We start from the raw sequence: 15,988 nt of genomic DNA on the forward strand, positions 1-15,988 counted from the left end.
CATTTGAGTGGGAAGGTTGTGGGCATAGCGGATGGGAACACTCTGGCTGTTCTGGCCGCATCGAAGAAGCAGCACAAGATACGCCTGGCCGAAATTAACGCGCCTGAGAATGCCCAGTCATTCGGCAGCAAGTCGAAAGAGTCGCTCTCTGACCTGTGCTTCAACAAGGAAGCTGAAGTCATCCGATTTATGAAAGACCGCTACCAGCGCATCGTCGCTAGGGTTAAATGCGCAGGGGTCAATGTCCCTTGATGATCATGCTTTACAAGGGCGAGTTGCTGTTCATTGGTATGAACTGGGGGTATCGAACCCGGAACGAAGCCGCTGAGAAGAAGAAACCATGGATATGCGCCCGAGTTGAGAAGTCTCTAACAGGACGATATTTTCGGCACATGTTCAGCGAAGGGCGTGTGATCATTCCGGCGGGTGGATGGTATGAGTCGCTGGAGAATGGCAAGAAGCAGCCCTGGTACATAACCCGGAAAGTGAACGAACCGATATTCATGGCTGGGATGACGAACTTTCGACCAGGTCCTCAACAAACGGTCGAAACAGGTTTCGTGATCGTGACGGAAGACTCAGGAGCCGGAATGGTCGATGTTCATGACCGACGACCCGTAGTGTTGGAGCCGGAAGATGCGTTAACCTGGATGCACCCCGACACCCCGGTTGAAGAAGCCGCGCATCGCCCAAACACGCTCTTTGCCAACCAATGCCTTCCCTTGGTGGAAAGTCGATAGGGCGGTAAATCGTCCAGACCCGAATAACAACAGCAGCGACCTGCTAACACCGATAAGCGAGTTTCGATTGGGGTCGAGTTGAACTTCTATCTGCGTGCGGAAACACTGCTAAAACAGGGGAACGGGTTGACTGGTTTACTTCCGCGAAAAATTGTATGGTTAACCCGCTCCTGCTGTTCATTCTTTATTACTTCTTTCTGCAAAGCCGAAGGAGGCCGTAGCTTTTCAACAATCAGCCTCGACACAAACCTTTCGTTCAAGATCCCTTGTCTGGCTTGAAGCCCAGTATTTTCATTGCTGACAATATTGATCGCCGTGAAGCTTCATACTCTTCCCATGGGGCGTTCCCTGTTTCCAGACGCTCCTGGATATTGGAAGCGGTCCAGCGGTCGGAGCTGGTGAGCCCCTCCAGCTCTTCCCATGCAAGTGGCACGGATACGCCCAGTCCAGGACGTGCGCGGACCGACCAGGCAGAAGCAGTAGTTGCCCCGAGACCGTTTCGCAGGTAGTCAATAAAGATTCTTCCCACCCTGTTGCTCGGGCCGCTCTTAGCGACAAAGCGCGGCGGTATTACCTTGGCCAAGTGCTCGACTATGGCCTGCGAGAAACCTTTCACGGTATCCCAGTCGCGCAGCCTCTTAATGGGCACGACGACATGCAAGCCTTTCCCTCCGCTGGTCTTCAGAAAAGACACTAACCCAAGTTCGTTCAGGAATATGCGGACGATCTGGGCGGCATCCTGCATGAACCTCCAGCTCACTCCTTCTCCCGGGTCCAGGTCAAATACCATTCTGTCGGGCTTGTCGATCGCATTCTTCGTGGCGTTCCAGGTATGAAACTCGATCACGTTCATTTGCGCCGCAGCCACAAGCCCTTCAGGTGTTGCGACTTCCAGAAACGGGGGATGCTCGGGGTCCAGAGCCTGGTCAAGCTGGATCACGCCCGGCATCTTGTATTTTTCCAGGTGTTTCTGAAAAAACAGTTGACCCGCAATTCCGTCGGGCGCTCGCACGAGGGAGACAGGACGCCCAGAAAGGTGCTCCCTCATCAGAGGTGCCACTAACCCGTAGTAATGGACAAGATCCAGCTTGGTGAAGCCGCTGGATGGATCGATCACTCGTTCCGGGTGAGTGATACGCGGGGATGCAACGGCTGGGGTTGATGCTCGACCCGCCTTCGGTTCGCCTATGGGTTTGGATTTGCTAGGAGCAGCATGCACCGGTTTTTCCCGCGTGATCGAAGCAGCCTTCTTGTCAATTCTCAGGCCATGAAATACGGAATGCCGAATATGGTCCTCCCGAGTCCATTCCGCGAAGGAGACTTCACCCACCAGTTCGGGCCTGACCCAATGTACTTTGCGGCCGATACCAGTGGCCTTGAAAAAGGGATTAGCAGTAGCTGCGATTTTATCCAGCCGCGCCCTGAGGTCGCGCAGCGTCTTGTCGCTGAATCCCGTGCCAACATTGCCCGCATACCGCAGCTTTTGTTCTTCGTCGTAAAAGCCCAGCAGGAGCGAGCCGATCCCTATCCTGGAGCCCTGCGGGTCGGTATAGCCGCCGATCACGAATTCCTGTCGCTGGCTGCATTTGAGCTTTATCCAAATTGGGGGAGCGCCGCGAGACGTAGGTCGAGTCCTTGCGTTTTCCGATCACGCCTTCCAGCCCCATGCGGCAGGCAGATACGATGATTTCGCTAGCCGGCACATCAAAGGTGGCGCTGAAGCGTACTGTCTCCGAGGAACGTGTGGCAAACAACTGTTCGAGGAATTCTCTTCGTTCTATGAGGGAGACGGACCTCAGGTCACGACCGTCATGGAATGGCATGTCAAACACATAGTAGATGATGTTCTGCGTACGGGAACTGTCGAAGGCGTTTTGCAATGCCTGGAAGTCCGGAAGACCGTTCTCGTTGAGCACCATGACTTCCCCATCCAGCCAGCCGCTCTTAAAGCCCATCTTGTCTACTGCTTTGACGAGGTGGGGGAGCTTGTGGGACCAGTCATTGCCGTTGCGGGTGAAGAGCTGAATGCTTCCCCCGTCTATTCGAGTCAAGATGCGGTAACCATCGAACTTGATTTCGTATAGCCACTCGGAGGGGTCGCTGGGAGGGCCATCGACCAGCGTGGCCAGCTGTGGCTGCAGCATGAGGGGTTCCAGATACGTGGCAGTACGCCTTTGCGGAGTGTTTGACATTATTGCTGACGCACTTTGATGAATCTGCAGGCGTGCCGAGCGATCCCAAGGACAGGCTCTATCTCAGCAATCTGGTAATGGAACTGGAAAAAGCGTGTGTCGCGGTACTGCATGCAGATTTGTCACGACTCAGGGAGGCTCACCTCAACACTCTCCGCCCCCTTGCCATATTGGGCAAAAAGCATAGTGCACAACAGACCAAACGAGCAAGAAAACCACGAAGTAGGTTAACTGCCATCATACAAGCACTGATGCGACAGAATCCGGAAACATCGGCAAAAGAACTCTGGCCGCACCTTTATAGTGCGCTGGATGAAGAAGGGTTAAATCCAACAGCTATTGATCAAATCGATAAATGGCGGTACGAATATGACAACGGGGACGAGAGTCGTAGACCGATCACATTCGGTCGATTTGCCACAATTGTTTCCAACTTAAAATCTCGTTAGCCGGGCTAACAGTATTCCAAAATTATCATTACTGGGTCTTATTCAATAAAGGACCCAGTCATGACAACCAGGTTAGTAACAACCTCGCAGGCCGCCGAAATCCTCGGCGTAAAACCCAATACATTAGAAGGCTGGCGCATACGAGGCGAAGGCCCCAGTTTTAGAAAGATAGGTCGTCTCGTCAAGTATGTCGAGAGCGATTTGATCGCCTATATCAGCAGGCAAACTCGTCATTCCACCTCGCAAGAGGAGACGAGTTGATATGACTTCCACAATCCGCGCCTATCAACCCATCGTAATCACCAGTACTGTAGCACCAGGAAAATTGATTCTCGATTACATCGGGCCGCTTGACTCTGACCTTATCAGTAACGGTAAAGCAGTTGTGTTTCTAAAAACCATTCAAGACTCCCAAACTCGAGAGTATAGCGGGCATAGGAGAGCCGAGTCGGTCAAGCCGAATTGCTGGTCGTCTCTCAAGTCTCACTATGCGAAGTTGCGGGGCCTCATGCGGCATCAAGGCGGCAAGGACAGGAATACCGTCCTCGCTACCGTGGAGGACGCGAGGAGTCACGCAACAAGCCTTTCCTTGATGAAAGTTGAGGCAAAATCATGAGCGACACGACGGACCCTCTAAAACAAAACGCCCCGGCGGTAACCAGGGCGTTTTTTGAAACCAAGCTGAACTCGAATTATAAGCGAATGCCAGCCTATGGCAAGCGGTTGATGAAAATGCGTTGTGATGGAATGGTTCCTGCCCGTTCGGTTATAGTCTCGTTTGAATGGAATATAGGCGGCGCCTATCCACGCATCGTAATTACGGATGAGCTCCCGGTCGCGGAGTTGAACTTTGGCTACCTTGCAGGATTGGCAGTACAGATCGTCTATCGCGGGAAAGATGCTCACAGGGTACACGCGGTCGTTGAAGCGATTATGAAAGTGAAACCCTCATCGTTGACTACCTTCGCCATAGACTTGGCTGGGACGGACAATCCGGCTTTTACGTTAATTCAGTCTCCTCGAGATATTCTAGCAAGGGAGATATCATGAATCCCTTTGAGGCAGTTGAGGCGACTCATGAACAACAAGCCGCTTTTACAGAAGCACAGCGTACTCCCATTGCTCGCATAGGAAGCGCTATAAGCGATTTAAACATTTCCGTTAATGCCACAACAGTACTTCCTCCACCGGAACCTCTTCCTAAATTGCCTAGCGTTTTATTGTTCGATTATTCCTTCGTACCTGATACGCTGCGCGACTATGTGCGGGATATTTCCGAACGGATGCAGTGCCCTCCCGACTTTGCAGGAGTGGCAGTTATGGTGATGATGGGATCAATTATTGGCCGCAAGGTTGGAATACGTCCCATGCAGAACGATGACTGGATAGTTATTCCTAATCTATGGGGAGCTGTGGTCGGCAATTCAGGCGTCATGAAAAGCCCGACATTGAAGTCGGCGTTGTCCCCGATAAAAAAACTCCAGGCAACAGCCTTCGATGGGTTTAACAAAGCTAAAGCAGAGCATGATGCGCAAATCGAACTTGCAAAATTGCAACAATCGGTAAATAAAACCAAGGCGCGTGCATCGCTAAAAAAAAATCAAAGGGTGGATGCTTCGAGATTTCTGAAATCGGGCGCGATTGACGATACGCCCACCCTAAAACGCTTCGTCACCAACAATGCCAGTTACGAGGCTCTAGGCGAATTATTAATGGAAAACCCGAACGGGTTGCTGGTGGAAGCCGACGAGATTGTTGGCTTGCTGAAACAGCTCGATGCAAATGGGCAAGAGGTTGCCAGGTCGTTTTACTTGACAGCTGCCAATGGGGACGCTTCCTATACCTTTGATAGAATCATGCGCGGCAAAGGATTGCATATTGATGCGCTCTGTCTTTCGATTATCGGTAGCATTCAGCCCGGCGTATTGGCTGAATATGTGCGGCAGGCCACGAGTGGTGGAGTGGGCGCGGACGGCCTGCTGCAACGTTTCAGTATGTTGGTGTACCCCGACATCTCTCCAAACTGGAAAGAGGTTGATCGCTGTCCAAACCGCACTGCGCGGGAAGCCATGGACATGCTGGCCGAAAGATTAGATAACTTAAATCCATTTGCAATCGGCGCAGAAGATGATTTGTATGGAAAGGTGCCATACCTTCGCTTGGAGCCTGCAGCACAAGCGATGTTTTCAGAGTGGCGGTCAGCACTGGAGCAAAGATTGAGATCTGACGACGAACATCCGGCTATCGTGTCTCACCTTTCTAAATACCGGAAGCTGATACCCTCGCTGGCATTAATAAACCACTTATGTGATACCGGAAAAGGGCCAGTTAAAGAATCCGCCCTGCAGAGTGCAATTGCTTTTAGTGAGTACCTTGAGAGCCACGCACAGCGGATATACAGCTGTGCCACCCGACCGGATATTGACGCGGCAAAAACGCTGCTGAAACGGCTGGTCTGTGGCAAGTTACCCCACCCATTCAAGGCACGGGACATATCGCAAAAAGGCTGGACGGGATTAGAAAATCCGGCAAAAGTCCAATCCGCAATTAAGTTGCTGCTGGAATATCACCACCTTAGCGAAGAAGAGGTAATCACCGGGGGGCGGCCAACAAAGTATTACCACTGGATCAAAGCCAGGGCGTTATGAGCACGTCCTTGCCAGATGAAATAGCTTGAGAATAAAAACAGTTCTCTGTTTTCCCCCAAAGACACCCTCAAAACCCTCAATAATCCCTTTTGAGCCTTTTGAGGGCACCCAGTCTGGCACTTGGCAAAATATTTTTTTGAAGATGCGAAGGGATTTGGTCCGTTGGAAATCGCGGGAGAAACTATGCGGCATGAAGGTCAGAGTTGCTTGGCGCCGATCAGGGCAACTAGCACTCGTGGCCCTAAAAGATGGGCCAACCGGATCCGATGTGACTACCGATAGGAACAAAGCAGATGCTGTTTCCAAAGAAAATACCGCTTGCTGATTACAATTCCTGGCATTGCTTTAGGGGCTAGAAGAGAAAGGTATAGACACCACATTGCAGCTCAGCGGCAATACGTACCCTATAGGAAGCTGTTATCCACTTCAGGTTTTTTCACTTATCGTGGGCAATTACAGTAAGGCGCGCAGGAGAACTTCGGGGGCGCCAAGTAGGACCTTTATATCAACGACTATGAGCAACAAGACGACCCACGCTCAGCCTAGCAGTAGGGTAAAGGGGATGGTGGGTCAAAAGTCAACGAGTACTGAAATGGAACCCGATTGCTAAGGCAAAAAATGATGCGCGCGGAATTGGCAGAGGGGGGTGACGGAGACGGAGATTAAGCTCATTTCAAGCGCCGTGTTGGACTTGACCAACCGGTCTCTACAATAATGGTCCCTTGGAATATATGCCAACCAACAGGGACTGCCCACTGGCGTTCGGCAGAGCTGCTTCGCGCTTTCGATCAGCAGATTCTCTGCTATCTGCGAATCAAGCCTTCTATCGATGGTAACTTGCATTTCCACACGGTATGCAACAGCTTTCCGCATCTGCCCCCGTATCCGAAAACGGGCAATAGCAAGCCCCATGAGCCTACAACAGATTTGCCTCCGCGGTGGCTACCTAAGTGCCGCCACTGGTGTGTAAATACCCGGTGGGGATGAACCGTGGTCATACTTCCGCAACTTGCATCCTATGTGTCCAATGCTCGTAAGAATCGTCACGAATGGACCGTAGTGGACGCATGCTTGTGTCACACGGGATCGCTCCCTTTTCATTATCCATCACCAGTTGTCAATCCGCTGTTGTTGAGCGACCAGCGTTTGCCTGTACCCGCTTGTCGGAAATAAATGTCCGATTACTACGAAGGCACGCCCTACCGCGGGGAATCAGCCATATAGCTTAGTAGAGTCCGCGGTTGTAAATTGCTGTTGGGCTGCAAATTCGGCTAGTGTAATATTGCAAGCCAAACGGTAGACTAATCGTAGCAAGCTGATAGCATGCGCCGAGTAGAGGTTCATTGACTGAGTTGCTGGCCCTGTTGGTTCACTATATGGTGACGCTCGAACACGGTGGTCTCGCTACCGAAAATACCTATAACGGAAAAAAATAAGGGGAAAGCGAAGGTGCAAGTGAAATGCCGGCCGGTACATGAAGTACTCGGTGAAAATCTTCAGCCACCAGAACTTAACGTTCTACAACCCGATAATCATAACTACCGTTGTTTACTCCTGCAGCCGTCCGGTCCCATCTATGCAGGTGCAGATCGGATTGGTCATTATGATGGTGCTATTGCAGCCAAACGATGTAAAACCTTCCTACAATTAGCATCAGCACGACATGTCGACCTTGCCATTACACCCGAATACTGCCTCCCATGGTCTGTGCTGAGTGAAGCAGTGACGAGTTCGTTATTCCCGGAGCCGGGAAAGCTGTGGGTACTCGGGTGCGAGAGTATCACGCGGACGGAGCTTCAGACATTCGAGGAGACTACGGCAAGCTATTGCAGGGTGATCCATGAGAATCCCGCAGGGCATGGAGTTTATTATGACCCCGTTGCGCTCTGCTTTCAGACACAAGATACGGAGGGTGAATGGAAGCGAATTGCTCTTGTTCAATTCAAGACATGCCCGTCGCGTGACCCCCACTTTTTAGAGAACGAGCATCTTCTCCGCGGCAGAACTATCTATCGCTTTGATAACTATCATGGCCTGCTAAGGCTTAGCCTAGCCGTTATCATTTGCTCCGATGCATTCACTGTAGCTGACTCACCGGAGTTGTTGGAACAACTCAACAGCTGGTCTACTTTAATTCATATTCAACTTAATCCCAATCCCCGTCATCCCGCCTATCGAGGCTATCGCGCACGTACCTTTGGGGCCGACGCCGAGTTTACTAATTGCGACATTGTCTGCGTGAATTGGGCGCAACTCATAGAGCAGTACGACGTTAGCAGCGAAAAAATGCAGCCCTGGAAGAATATTGGAGGGTCCGCATGGTATTTGCCTCTGCAACGCTGCTCCACCAATGATACGGAAGTGCTCAGAAATCACAGCAAGGGTTTGTACTATTGCTACATGTGTGAGAGGAGACACGTCCTGCTCTTTCATTATGATGAGGCTGCCTTTGAGCTTACCGTTCCAAAATCACTGGTGGCCGGCTCTGGCGTGGTGAAGAATAAGCTTGGCCCATTGATGGTTGGACGCTTCTGTTGGGATGAAGCATCTAGCGCATGGAAAGAGCCTGGAGAGCCCCCAGATACTGGTCTGCAAGCCCTGCTTGATGCTGATGAGGACGTTGCAGGAGCTTTGGCGGTTGTTTATGCACATAGGGATGCCTTAGCGGTCGAGCGCCTACTTGCGCTATCTAGCGGTGCGGCAAGCCATCTAGACCGGTGGTTTAATGTTGACTTGCTCGACTCGTGCATCATGTACTCGGATGAGATAGTCCGCCGTATTACATTTGCCGGAGATGGATGTGAGGAGGCGGCCAACTTCAGGCATGAGCGCTTACAACGCATTGCCGCCTTAAATCAGCTAATCCTTGGGGAAATTAATTGGCCGCCTCAAGTTGACGATATTCACGGGGCTCAAATCGACTGGTCGATGAATGAACCGAATTACAATCTCACCAAGCCTGGCAGTTTCCCAGCCCTTGTCGTTTATCTGGGGGAACATCCACGGCCTCAGAAGGTTCGGAGTGTAGCCGACGGTTTATTAAACCTTCTCCAACGAGAAGGGCGAGATTACAAGCATCGGTTGGCAGTCTCCTATCGCCAACATGGCATTGTTAAGTTTGCTTCATTACCTGCTCTCACGCGCATTGATTCGGTAAGTGAAAATTTGACTGATTTTGGAGAGGTGATGGAGCCGCAAGAGGATGAATGAGAGTTAATGAAAATGATTGATCCGAGAGCGGTAAGGGAAGTTCTGATAGAAAGTAAATTTCATAACATAACAGAAATTCGATCTGGCGTTGTTCGCGGTGAGTGGCTGTACGACGACAGGCGATACGCTATTGCATACGTTGACTTCACCGATGACGTTGTTCGGACAGCCGAGAATTTGCGAACTATTCAAGAGCAACTGCTTGGGGCTGATTATTTCAACAATTCTGACCAGCTTCGGTGGAACAGCTATCTGTATATTTTGGCCGGTCCAAAGTCGCTCAAAGCGACGGCATTTCAGGAGGCCAAAGCTTGCATTGAGGCCAATCGTGACTACGCGAGAAAATATGTATTGTCGATCGCTGACATGCGCGAATTGCTTACTGGCGCGCCCATCGCCGCTGGTCTGCAACCTATCGATACTGTGGACGCGGTGGGCGCTTGGGCGAAGATCCTCGAAGCAGGTCAGCTTAATATGCTTCTCGACAAGCCGACAAGAACAAGAGCACTAGAGTTGATTGAGAAAGGGCAAGCGTCAAAACAGGTCGCTCAGCAGAAAAGACACGAGCTGAAGCTGGAGGATAAATCTCTTACTTCAGGTTTTTTGAGACGCCTTCACATCAAGACGTTTAGACCTATTCACAATGGTCGTACCTTCGACTTCGCCGACATAAATTTGATTGTTGGCCCCAATGGATCAGGTAAGACTTCACTGCTTGAGGCAATCGAGTACCTGTATTGCAACAATAATCGCAGAGATCAAGCACCAGGCCCATATAAGCTGGAGGGATTGGTTGAGTTTGCAGCAGCGGGAAGCCCGCAAACGATAACGACGCCAGCCGACACCTCTTCTGTTAAGGCAAGAAACTTCAATTGGTATCGCAGGGAAGGTCATTTTGAGAAAGGGATTGTTGCTGGCTTTACCCGATATAACTTTCTCGATACGGATGCCGCCTTCCGCATTTCTACTGAGCTCGATCCTAGTACCCTAAATGAAGACATACGCCGACTCTTGATTGGACCAGACGCTTCGACATTTTCGGATTACCTTGAAAAAGTTAAAGAGGACCTCGGCACTCGGTTGAGGGAGCTAAACCGAGAGGCTCGCCTCGATGCTGAACGTTGTGACGCCCTGAAGAACGAGCTTAAGCGTCTTAAACAAGCGCCTACTCAAGCAACATCGTTGGCGAAGACATTTCGGGCTCGTCTTCGTGAAGTTGCATGGAAGGGAAAGGATATGGACACGGCGGAGATGGTGCAATCAACAGAGCGGTCGAGCATCGAGAAAATATCCCGCTCGCTGGTCCGCATCCGGACGTTGATTAAGGTCTCGGCCATATCAAAAGCGAAACTTCGTAGCTATATCTCAGTTTTACGAGCCCGGCAAAACTTGGCTATTCAACTTGAGCTCGAACGTGGTCGTCTTGCTGAGCTTCTTGCGCAGCAAAAGCGTGATCTAATGCTTTATAAACATAAAGCAGACCTACTGTCCGAGTGGTACATATATTGTGTCGCCGATGCTCCTATACTTATTCGCCAAGTGGAAACTCATTATAATGAAGTGCGCGTGCTACGCAAACGGCTTGGTGCGCTTGTATCGACGCCGGTTCCCCAGCTTTGCGGCCACTATAACCGTTTGGATTTAGACACAGCAGCTCGTCAAAGTGCGTCCGAAGTGTTACACGCTCAAAAGGAAGTGAAAACCGCAGAGAGTGCTCAACGCAGCATCAGATCACTTCAGGAATCGCTGCAAATCGCTCAAAAACAGCTTCAAGATGCTGCTCGCCAACTTATAACTCAATCCGAGCAACAGAATATTTGTCCGGTCTGTAAGACTCTGCATCATCCAGGGGAGTTGAATGCGAGGATTGAGGCTTTGGTTTCGGCGGAAACGCCCCCCCATGTGGCCGAGCTCGCGAGTCGTTTACAAGATGCTAAGACTAGGCAGGCCCAAGCTGATCGAAGAGAGGCGGAGGTCCGAGGTCTGCTCGACATTTGTTCCCAGCTTGGTCTCAACACAATGGCAACGACGGCAGAGCATGTTGCGAGCACTCTGAAGGTCGAACAACAGGCATTGAAGAAGTCAGTAGAGTCTCTGCGCCTAGCTCAACAGGCGGTCGAGGGATTGAAGTTTGCTGGGCTCTACATCGACAGATACGAGGAGCTGCGCACGGAAGTCTTAACCCAGTATGAGTACCCGGAAGCTATTGAGAATCTAACTATCGTCGAGCAGGCAAAGAAAGATGTTAAGGCAACAGTTACAGAACTGGAGAAGCAAGTTGCAGAGGCGGGTAAAGCGTCAGATGAGGCTTCCGAGAAGTTATTGCTGCTGCTGCGCGGAGATGAACTGGAAAACAGCTTTGCTCAGATAGTGAACTCAGAGGCCGTGCTCAAGTTACTTGAGGAAGAATTGAGTCGCGCTATGTGCCCTAAGCCTTACGGAGGAAATCGAGGAGTTCATTGAATTGCCCGAAAACGGCCGATTAACTGAACTTGAGGACGATATCGCCAATATTATCCAAGCATTCGATCGCGCATGGCAGGCCGCGCAGGCCGAGCAGTCTGAAAGTTTAGCGGTCGCTCAGACACAGCAATCCTTAGATAACGGGAAAGTCAAGCTTCTGCATAAGAAGATGAGGATGCAGCGGCTCAAACATGCTGATGAGGTATTAACCAGTGTCCTGCACGATAATTCGCTTTTAATAGCAAGTAAGAAGGTTTTTGGCGCTATAGGAAATCAAATTAACGAAGCTTTTAGTCGTATTCACTCCCCCCGGCAGTATGAGTTTTCACTATCTGAAAAAACGCTGCTTGTATCGCGCGATACAAAGACGCCGTGGTCCCTTAATCAGGTCAGCACTGGGCAGCGAGCGGCGTTTGCACTATCTATTTTTTTGGCATTGAACTCGACGGCATCTTCTGCTCCGCCTGTAATTCTTATAGACGACCCCGTTGCCTACGTTGATGACCTAAACGTTCTCTCCTTCTTAGATTATCTGCGATCCATAGTGCTGCAATCTCGTCGGCAGATATTCTTCGCGACCGCTGATACGAAGGTGGCGGCACTGTTTGAGAAGAAGTTTTCCTTCTTAGGAGGGCAGCGCTACCGAAAGCTGTCGCTCTTGCCGAGCGGTTGAAGATTTAAGAAAAAAGGCATTATGACCGGGTTTGCTGAGAATAAGATCGACTCCAACAAGTCGAATCATCGTAGTCCACATGTGAGCTTGGGTTGCTATCTTAGACTGCGTCGCTGCAAGTGGTAGAGCCACACCTAATTACCCAGGAGAGGTTTTTACTCCGCTTTGTGAAGAAAAAGAAGGCAGTTGGAAATGCGTCAGAAGCAGGACGTAGCTTAACCACACCGTCCGTGGAAATGGGGTAAAACCTATGGCAAAGTTCAGGAAATACAGGTGGGTTTAGAATAAGCGGAGACGGGGAGAAAGACAGGCCTTGCCAGCCAATCGGGCCACTAGCTTCACTATCTCCAAAAATCAAAATGCGGTAGTTGCGCTTGACCAACCTTTATACTGGAATTTTGGAGGTTGCGCCCAACCGGGACAGGATCTAACACTTTTATGCGCTTCCCCCAGCCCAGTCCACCACCACCCAAATATCGTCCAACGCCGTCGTATCGAACCGCAGCTCAAACTTTCCTCGCGGATCGAAGCTTCCTGGTTCTTCTCCTTGAGGGGGTGGAACAATAATACCCTCTCCCTTCATAAGAGTCGTTTTCCCGACTGATGTGTTATCACGGATAAGTTCTGTATTGACCTGCTGTGCATCTGTCCGGCAAAAGATATGAAGAGACTTTGCGTTTGAAAACGATTCCTGCATTCGATAAGGGAAATGGTGAGCTCTTAATTCGAAGGAAAAACTTCCCGTCTGTCCCGGTTCAAGTTTGATATTTTTAAAGCGGGCCCATTCAGAGGAGAATTCATGTCGCATAGAGAACAGCCTCGTGGAGTTCGCCTTAAGCCATGCTTCAACCGCGTTTGAAACAATCTCTTGCGGAGCCCCAGGGCGCGCGGTATATCGGACAGTCAATACCACATCCGCAACTGTATCATAATTGAACTGGCGCGGCTTTCCTAAAAGCTGAATCGACCACTTGCTGATAACACCTCCCCCCTCAAAGGGAAGAGGACGTTCGTCACGCAAATTCTGTTCAAATAATCCGGCATCATTCTGCGCATTACTCGTAACGATAGAGTTCGTTGCTACGGAATAACGAGTAAACCGTTCAGTATCCGGATTATCAATATCAGCAAAATACCACTCGCCGTTAACCGCGGTAGCTTTGGTCCGAACTTGACTAGCTGAGAGGGTCAATGAACAGTTAACGCTGGCATAGGGTCCAGTCACGCACGGGATTGAGACAGCTACAGACTTAATTCGCCGGAAAAAGTGACCAGGGCAATCAAGATCGAACAGCGCTTCAGGAATACTGATCTCGCATTGCCCTTTTGTACGAAGTTTCAGCAATTGACGAGGAAACCAATCGCGGAGGCTGATGTTTTTTGTAATTTCAAAGTCGCGTACGTTCAGTTCCGCATACGCAATTTCCATACGCTTCAAGTCGAGATAGAGCTTTTCTCCTGCAAAAAGGCTCTCGCGTCCGCCTAGATATCCCGCTGTAAGAAATGTGGCCTTTGCGTCTCCGAGCTCATATTGACAGCGTTGCTCCGCTTTCTTGGCTACGTCGTACGCGAACTGGAAATACTTCGCATGAAGGCTCTGAGCCTCCCGCTTCATCCATAAATAAAAATTCGCATTAGTCGTCTTTCGCTTTTCGTTAATCAGAAAATCTTCGATATCCTTTGCCTGCTCGAGTTGTTTCTGATGATTGCTGTATTCATGTTCAGAAATGTACTCGCGAATCTCGGCAGAGCGTAGATTCTTGTACAGTAATGTCACCTCTCCAGCGGCAAGCTGGCGCTGGTAGGCCCAGTCCTGTTCCCGGCGGTCATATGACGCCATTTTCGCCGCCATATTCGCCTCATGCTGTACACGTCCGCCTATCCCGCGCGAAACCATTGCTAGTCCCTGGAACGCGTGACCAAGCTTTGTCCCACCAGTCATGGCGGTCGCACCTACGCCTAAGGGCTGCACATGCGCAGCAAAGTCAGGAATTAGATTTAACACGGCACCTATTCCATCTAAAACAGTCCCTGCGTCCTGAAGAATTTGGGCGGCCTCCATGAAATCCAGCTCGTGCGCCTCCGACGGATTAATCTTATGCCCTCCATCCCTAAAACTTGAGTCAATCTGCACATCAGCTTCGGGTGCATATAGCCCTGGCTCTGTCATCCCAAAGCTCCTTTGATCTAGAGATCCGGCATTGAGAGCAACATATTCGGGGAGTTTGATCTCGGCTGCGTTGCGGCCGAGGAGACGTTCATAATAGCGAAATCGCTGGAATGTGTTTTGAAGGCTTATCTCAAGACTTTCGCGGTTTTTTTTGGCTTCCTGCCACTGTCCATATTTCACCGAACCCATCAGGCTAAGGAGTTCCGACTCATGCTTCGCTCGCAGAATACTTAACTCCTCATTGTCCTTCTTTTCAATGGCTGAGAGAATCTGGGGGCCTAAGGCCTTCACTTCCTGGCAGAGTTCTATCGCTCTTTGAAGCAAAATTGAAAACCGCACGGGCGCCAAGGGGGTGTCAAGGCCAGCGATGATCGATCCAACGTCAACACCAGCCGCTACGGCTCGCGCAAGCACTGCGGGGTCAATGGGCGGCGCAAAGAGTGGGAGTTGTCTAAACACTCCCTGGAGGTTAAGACTATTCCGAATTTTAAATAGACGGTCAGCGACCGTGTCCCAGTAGCCGAGAAGCTTCTCATTGCGCGGTATACAAAAATACAAGCTACGTCCTACGCTTTCCAACGTGACATCTTCTGAACTTCCCTCAGTCGGTAGGCCCGACCCGAGCAAATCGAACGGAATTTCCGCCTCAAGCTCCTTCGCGGCATTTCCAAATTCATCGAGATCATTGCGGAGGCTGGCGTAGGTTTGAGTTTTGAGTGTCCCCTTTTTTGGAATGGCTTGAGGGGTAGGCCCGAGAATATTGGCGCAGAGCACGTAGTACTGCAGGGCTTCGTTAATGCTCTCACGAGTGTCCTGCTGGAAAAGAGAGTCGCCCCAGGAGATCAGATTATCGAGGTATGCCATGACGGTCGCATACATATAGGCGGTAGGCCGGGTCCTGGCAACCAAATGAGGCCGAAACGGCTTATCACGCCAAGCCGCAATTGCAGAAACAGTTCTTTCTCTAAGATCGGGATTGTCGCCGGTAGACAAATTCAACAACGTGTCTTCCACGTGCTCTACCTCGTCGATTTGGAAGGGTTTAACCTTCCAGAAACGTTGGGGGGCAGGACCATCGCTATTGTCCGTGGGATCAAAAATATAATGAAACCAGCGTTGCGCCTCCGCAAATCGCTGATTCTTGCTAAGGTGAACTGCACAGGTAAAGGGAATATGATAAAAAACTTCCCAGTTGTAGACGGAATACGCACCTTCTGCATAGTCGAAATCCAAATCCTTAACTGGCAGATAGTCGCGAAGGACTTTCCCGTCGACGCTCAGCGCCTGCGAAAGGATAGCGGCCGGCTCGTCTCCAATATCAGCGGAACTTCGGAAATAGACAGATTTCTTGGGTTTGTAATAGGCTTCGAAAAAGATCTCCTTAAGCTGTGGGATCATCGTATCGAGGTTTTGCAGACCCTCAATGTCCTTCGCGACCAATTC

General features: G+C 50.5%; 12 protein-coding genes and 1 pseudogene. 10 read left to right on the top strand and 3 right to left on the bottom strand.

The annotated features are described in order from the left end of the window. The first annotated feature begins 3 nt into the window (after nucleotides 1–3). Together R5L00_RS13830 and R5L00_RS13835 are read left to right on the top strand one after the other, a co-directional pair. Nucleotides 4–252, top strand: coding sequence for a thermonuclease family protein (locus R5L00_RS13830; RefSeq protein WP_317652388.1), 249 nt, complete (start codon nucleotides 4–6; stop codon nucleotides 250–252). Further along, nucleotides 252–740 (top strand): SOS response-associated peptidase, encoded by a 489-nt coding sequence (locus R5L00_RS13835; RefSeq protein WP_317654193.1) that lies wholly within the window; start codon nucleotides 252–254, stop codon nucleotides 738–740. Before R5L00_RS13830 ends, R5L00_RS13835 begins: the two co-directional genes overlap by 1 nt. A 256-nt stretch (nucleotides 741–996) precedes the next feature. Here the strand turns inward: R5L00_RS13835 and ligD (R5L00_RS13840) are convergent, their stop codons facing one another. Next, nucleotides 997–2,304 (bottom strand): DNA ligase D, encoded by a 1,308-nt coding sequence (gene ligD, locus R5L00_RS13840; RefSeq protein ID WP_317652389.1) that lies wholly within the window; start codon nucleotides 2,302–2,304, stop codon nucleotides 997–999. 106 nt (nucleotides 2,305–2,410) lie between these two features. Then, nucleotides 2,411–2,932, bottom strand: a pseudogene (ligD, locus tag R5L00_RS13845) (ATP-dependent DNA ligase); the annotation flags it as partial. Here ligD (R5L00_RS13845) and R5L00_RS13850 point away from each other — a divergent pair. From R5L00_RS13850 to R5L00_RS13885, 8 genes are all read left to right on the top strand, one after another. Next, nucleotides 2,926–3,381, top strand: coding sequence for a hypothetical protein (locus R5L00_RS13850; protein WP_317652390.1), 456 nt, complete (start codon nucleotides 2,926–2,928; stop codon nucleotides 3,379–3,381). The pseudogene ligD (R5L00_RS13845) and the gene R5L00_RS13850 overlap by 7 nt on opposite strands. A gap of 60 nt (nucleotides 3,382–3,441) precedes the next feature. Then, on the top strand, nucleotides 3,442–3,642 hold the full coding sequence (locus R5L00_RS13855; RefSeq protein ID WP_317652391.1) for a helix-turn-helix domain-containing protein: 201 nt from the start codon (nucleotides 3,442–3,444) through the stop codon (nucleotides 3,640–3,642). A gap of 1 nt (nucleotide 3,643) precedes the next feature. Next, nucleotides 3,644–3,997, top strand: a complete 354-nt coding sequence (locus R5L00_RS13860) for a hypothetical protein (RefSeq protein ID WP_317652392.1) — start codon at nucleotides 3,644–3,646, stop codon at nucleotides 3,995–3,997. Beyond that, nucleotides 3,994–4,431: a hypothetical protein gene (locus R5L00_RS13865; protein WP_317652393.1), complete on the top strand. Its 438-nt coding sequence runs from the start codon at nucleotides 3,994–3,996 to the stop codon at nucleotides 4,429–4,431. The genes R5L00_RS13860 and R5L00_RS13865 overlap by 4 nt, the downstream gene beginning before the upstream one ends. Beyond that, complete coding sequence (locus R5L00_RS13870) at nucleotides 4,428–6,029, top strand: YfjI family protein (protein ID WP_317652394.1); 1,602 nt, start codon at nucleotides 4,428–4,430, stop codon at nucleotides 6,027–6,029. Before R5L00_RS13865 ends, R5L00_RS13870 begins: the two co-directional genes overlap by 4 nt. 1,455 nt (nucleotides 6,030–7,484) lie before the next feature. Then, nucleotides 7,485–9,239: a hypothetical protein gene (locus R5L00_RS13875; RefSeq protein ID WP_317652395.1), complete on the top strand. Its 1,755-nt coding sequence runs from the start codon at nucleotides 7,485–7,487 to the stop codon at nucleotides 9,237–9,239. Between the two features lie 6 nt (nucleotides 9,240–9,245). Beyond that, nucleotides 9,246–11,702 (top strand): AAA family ATPase, encoded by a 2,457-nt coding sequence (locus R5L00_RS13880; RefSeq protein WP_317652396.1) that lies wholly within the window; start codon nucleotides 9,246–9,248, stop codon nucleotides 11,700–11,702. A 1-nt stretch (nucleotide 11,703) separates the two neighbouring features. Beyond that, nucleotides 11,704–12,375 (top strand): hypothetical protein, encoded by a 672-nt coding sequence (locus tag R5L00_RS13885; RefSeq protein ID WP_317652397.1) that lies wholly within the window; start codon nucleotides 11,704–11,706, stop codon nucleotides 12,373–12,375. Nucleotides 12,376–12,811: 436 nt separating this feature from the next. Here the strand turns inward: R5L00_RS13885 and R5L00_RS13890 are convergent, their stop codons facing one another. Further along, nucleotides 12,812–15,985 carry a hypothetical protein gene (locus R5L00_RS13890; protein ID WP_317652398.1) on the bottom strand — a complete coding sequence of 1,058 codons (3,174 nt, stop codon included), beginning with the start codon at nucleotides 15,983–15,985 and terminating at the stop codon, nucleotides 12,812–12,814. Nucleotides 15,986–15,988: the final 3 nt, after the last annotated feature.

The organism is Nitrosospira sp. Is2, assembly GCF_033095785.1.
GTDB lineage: Bacteria > Pseudomonadota > Gammaproteobacteria > Burkholderiales > Nitrosomonadaceae > Nitrosospira.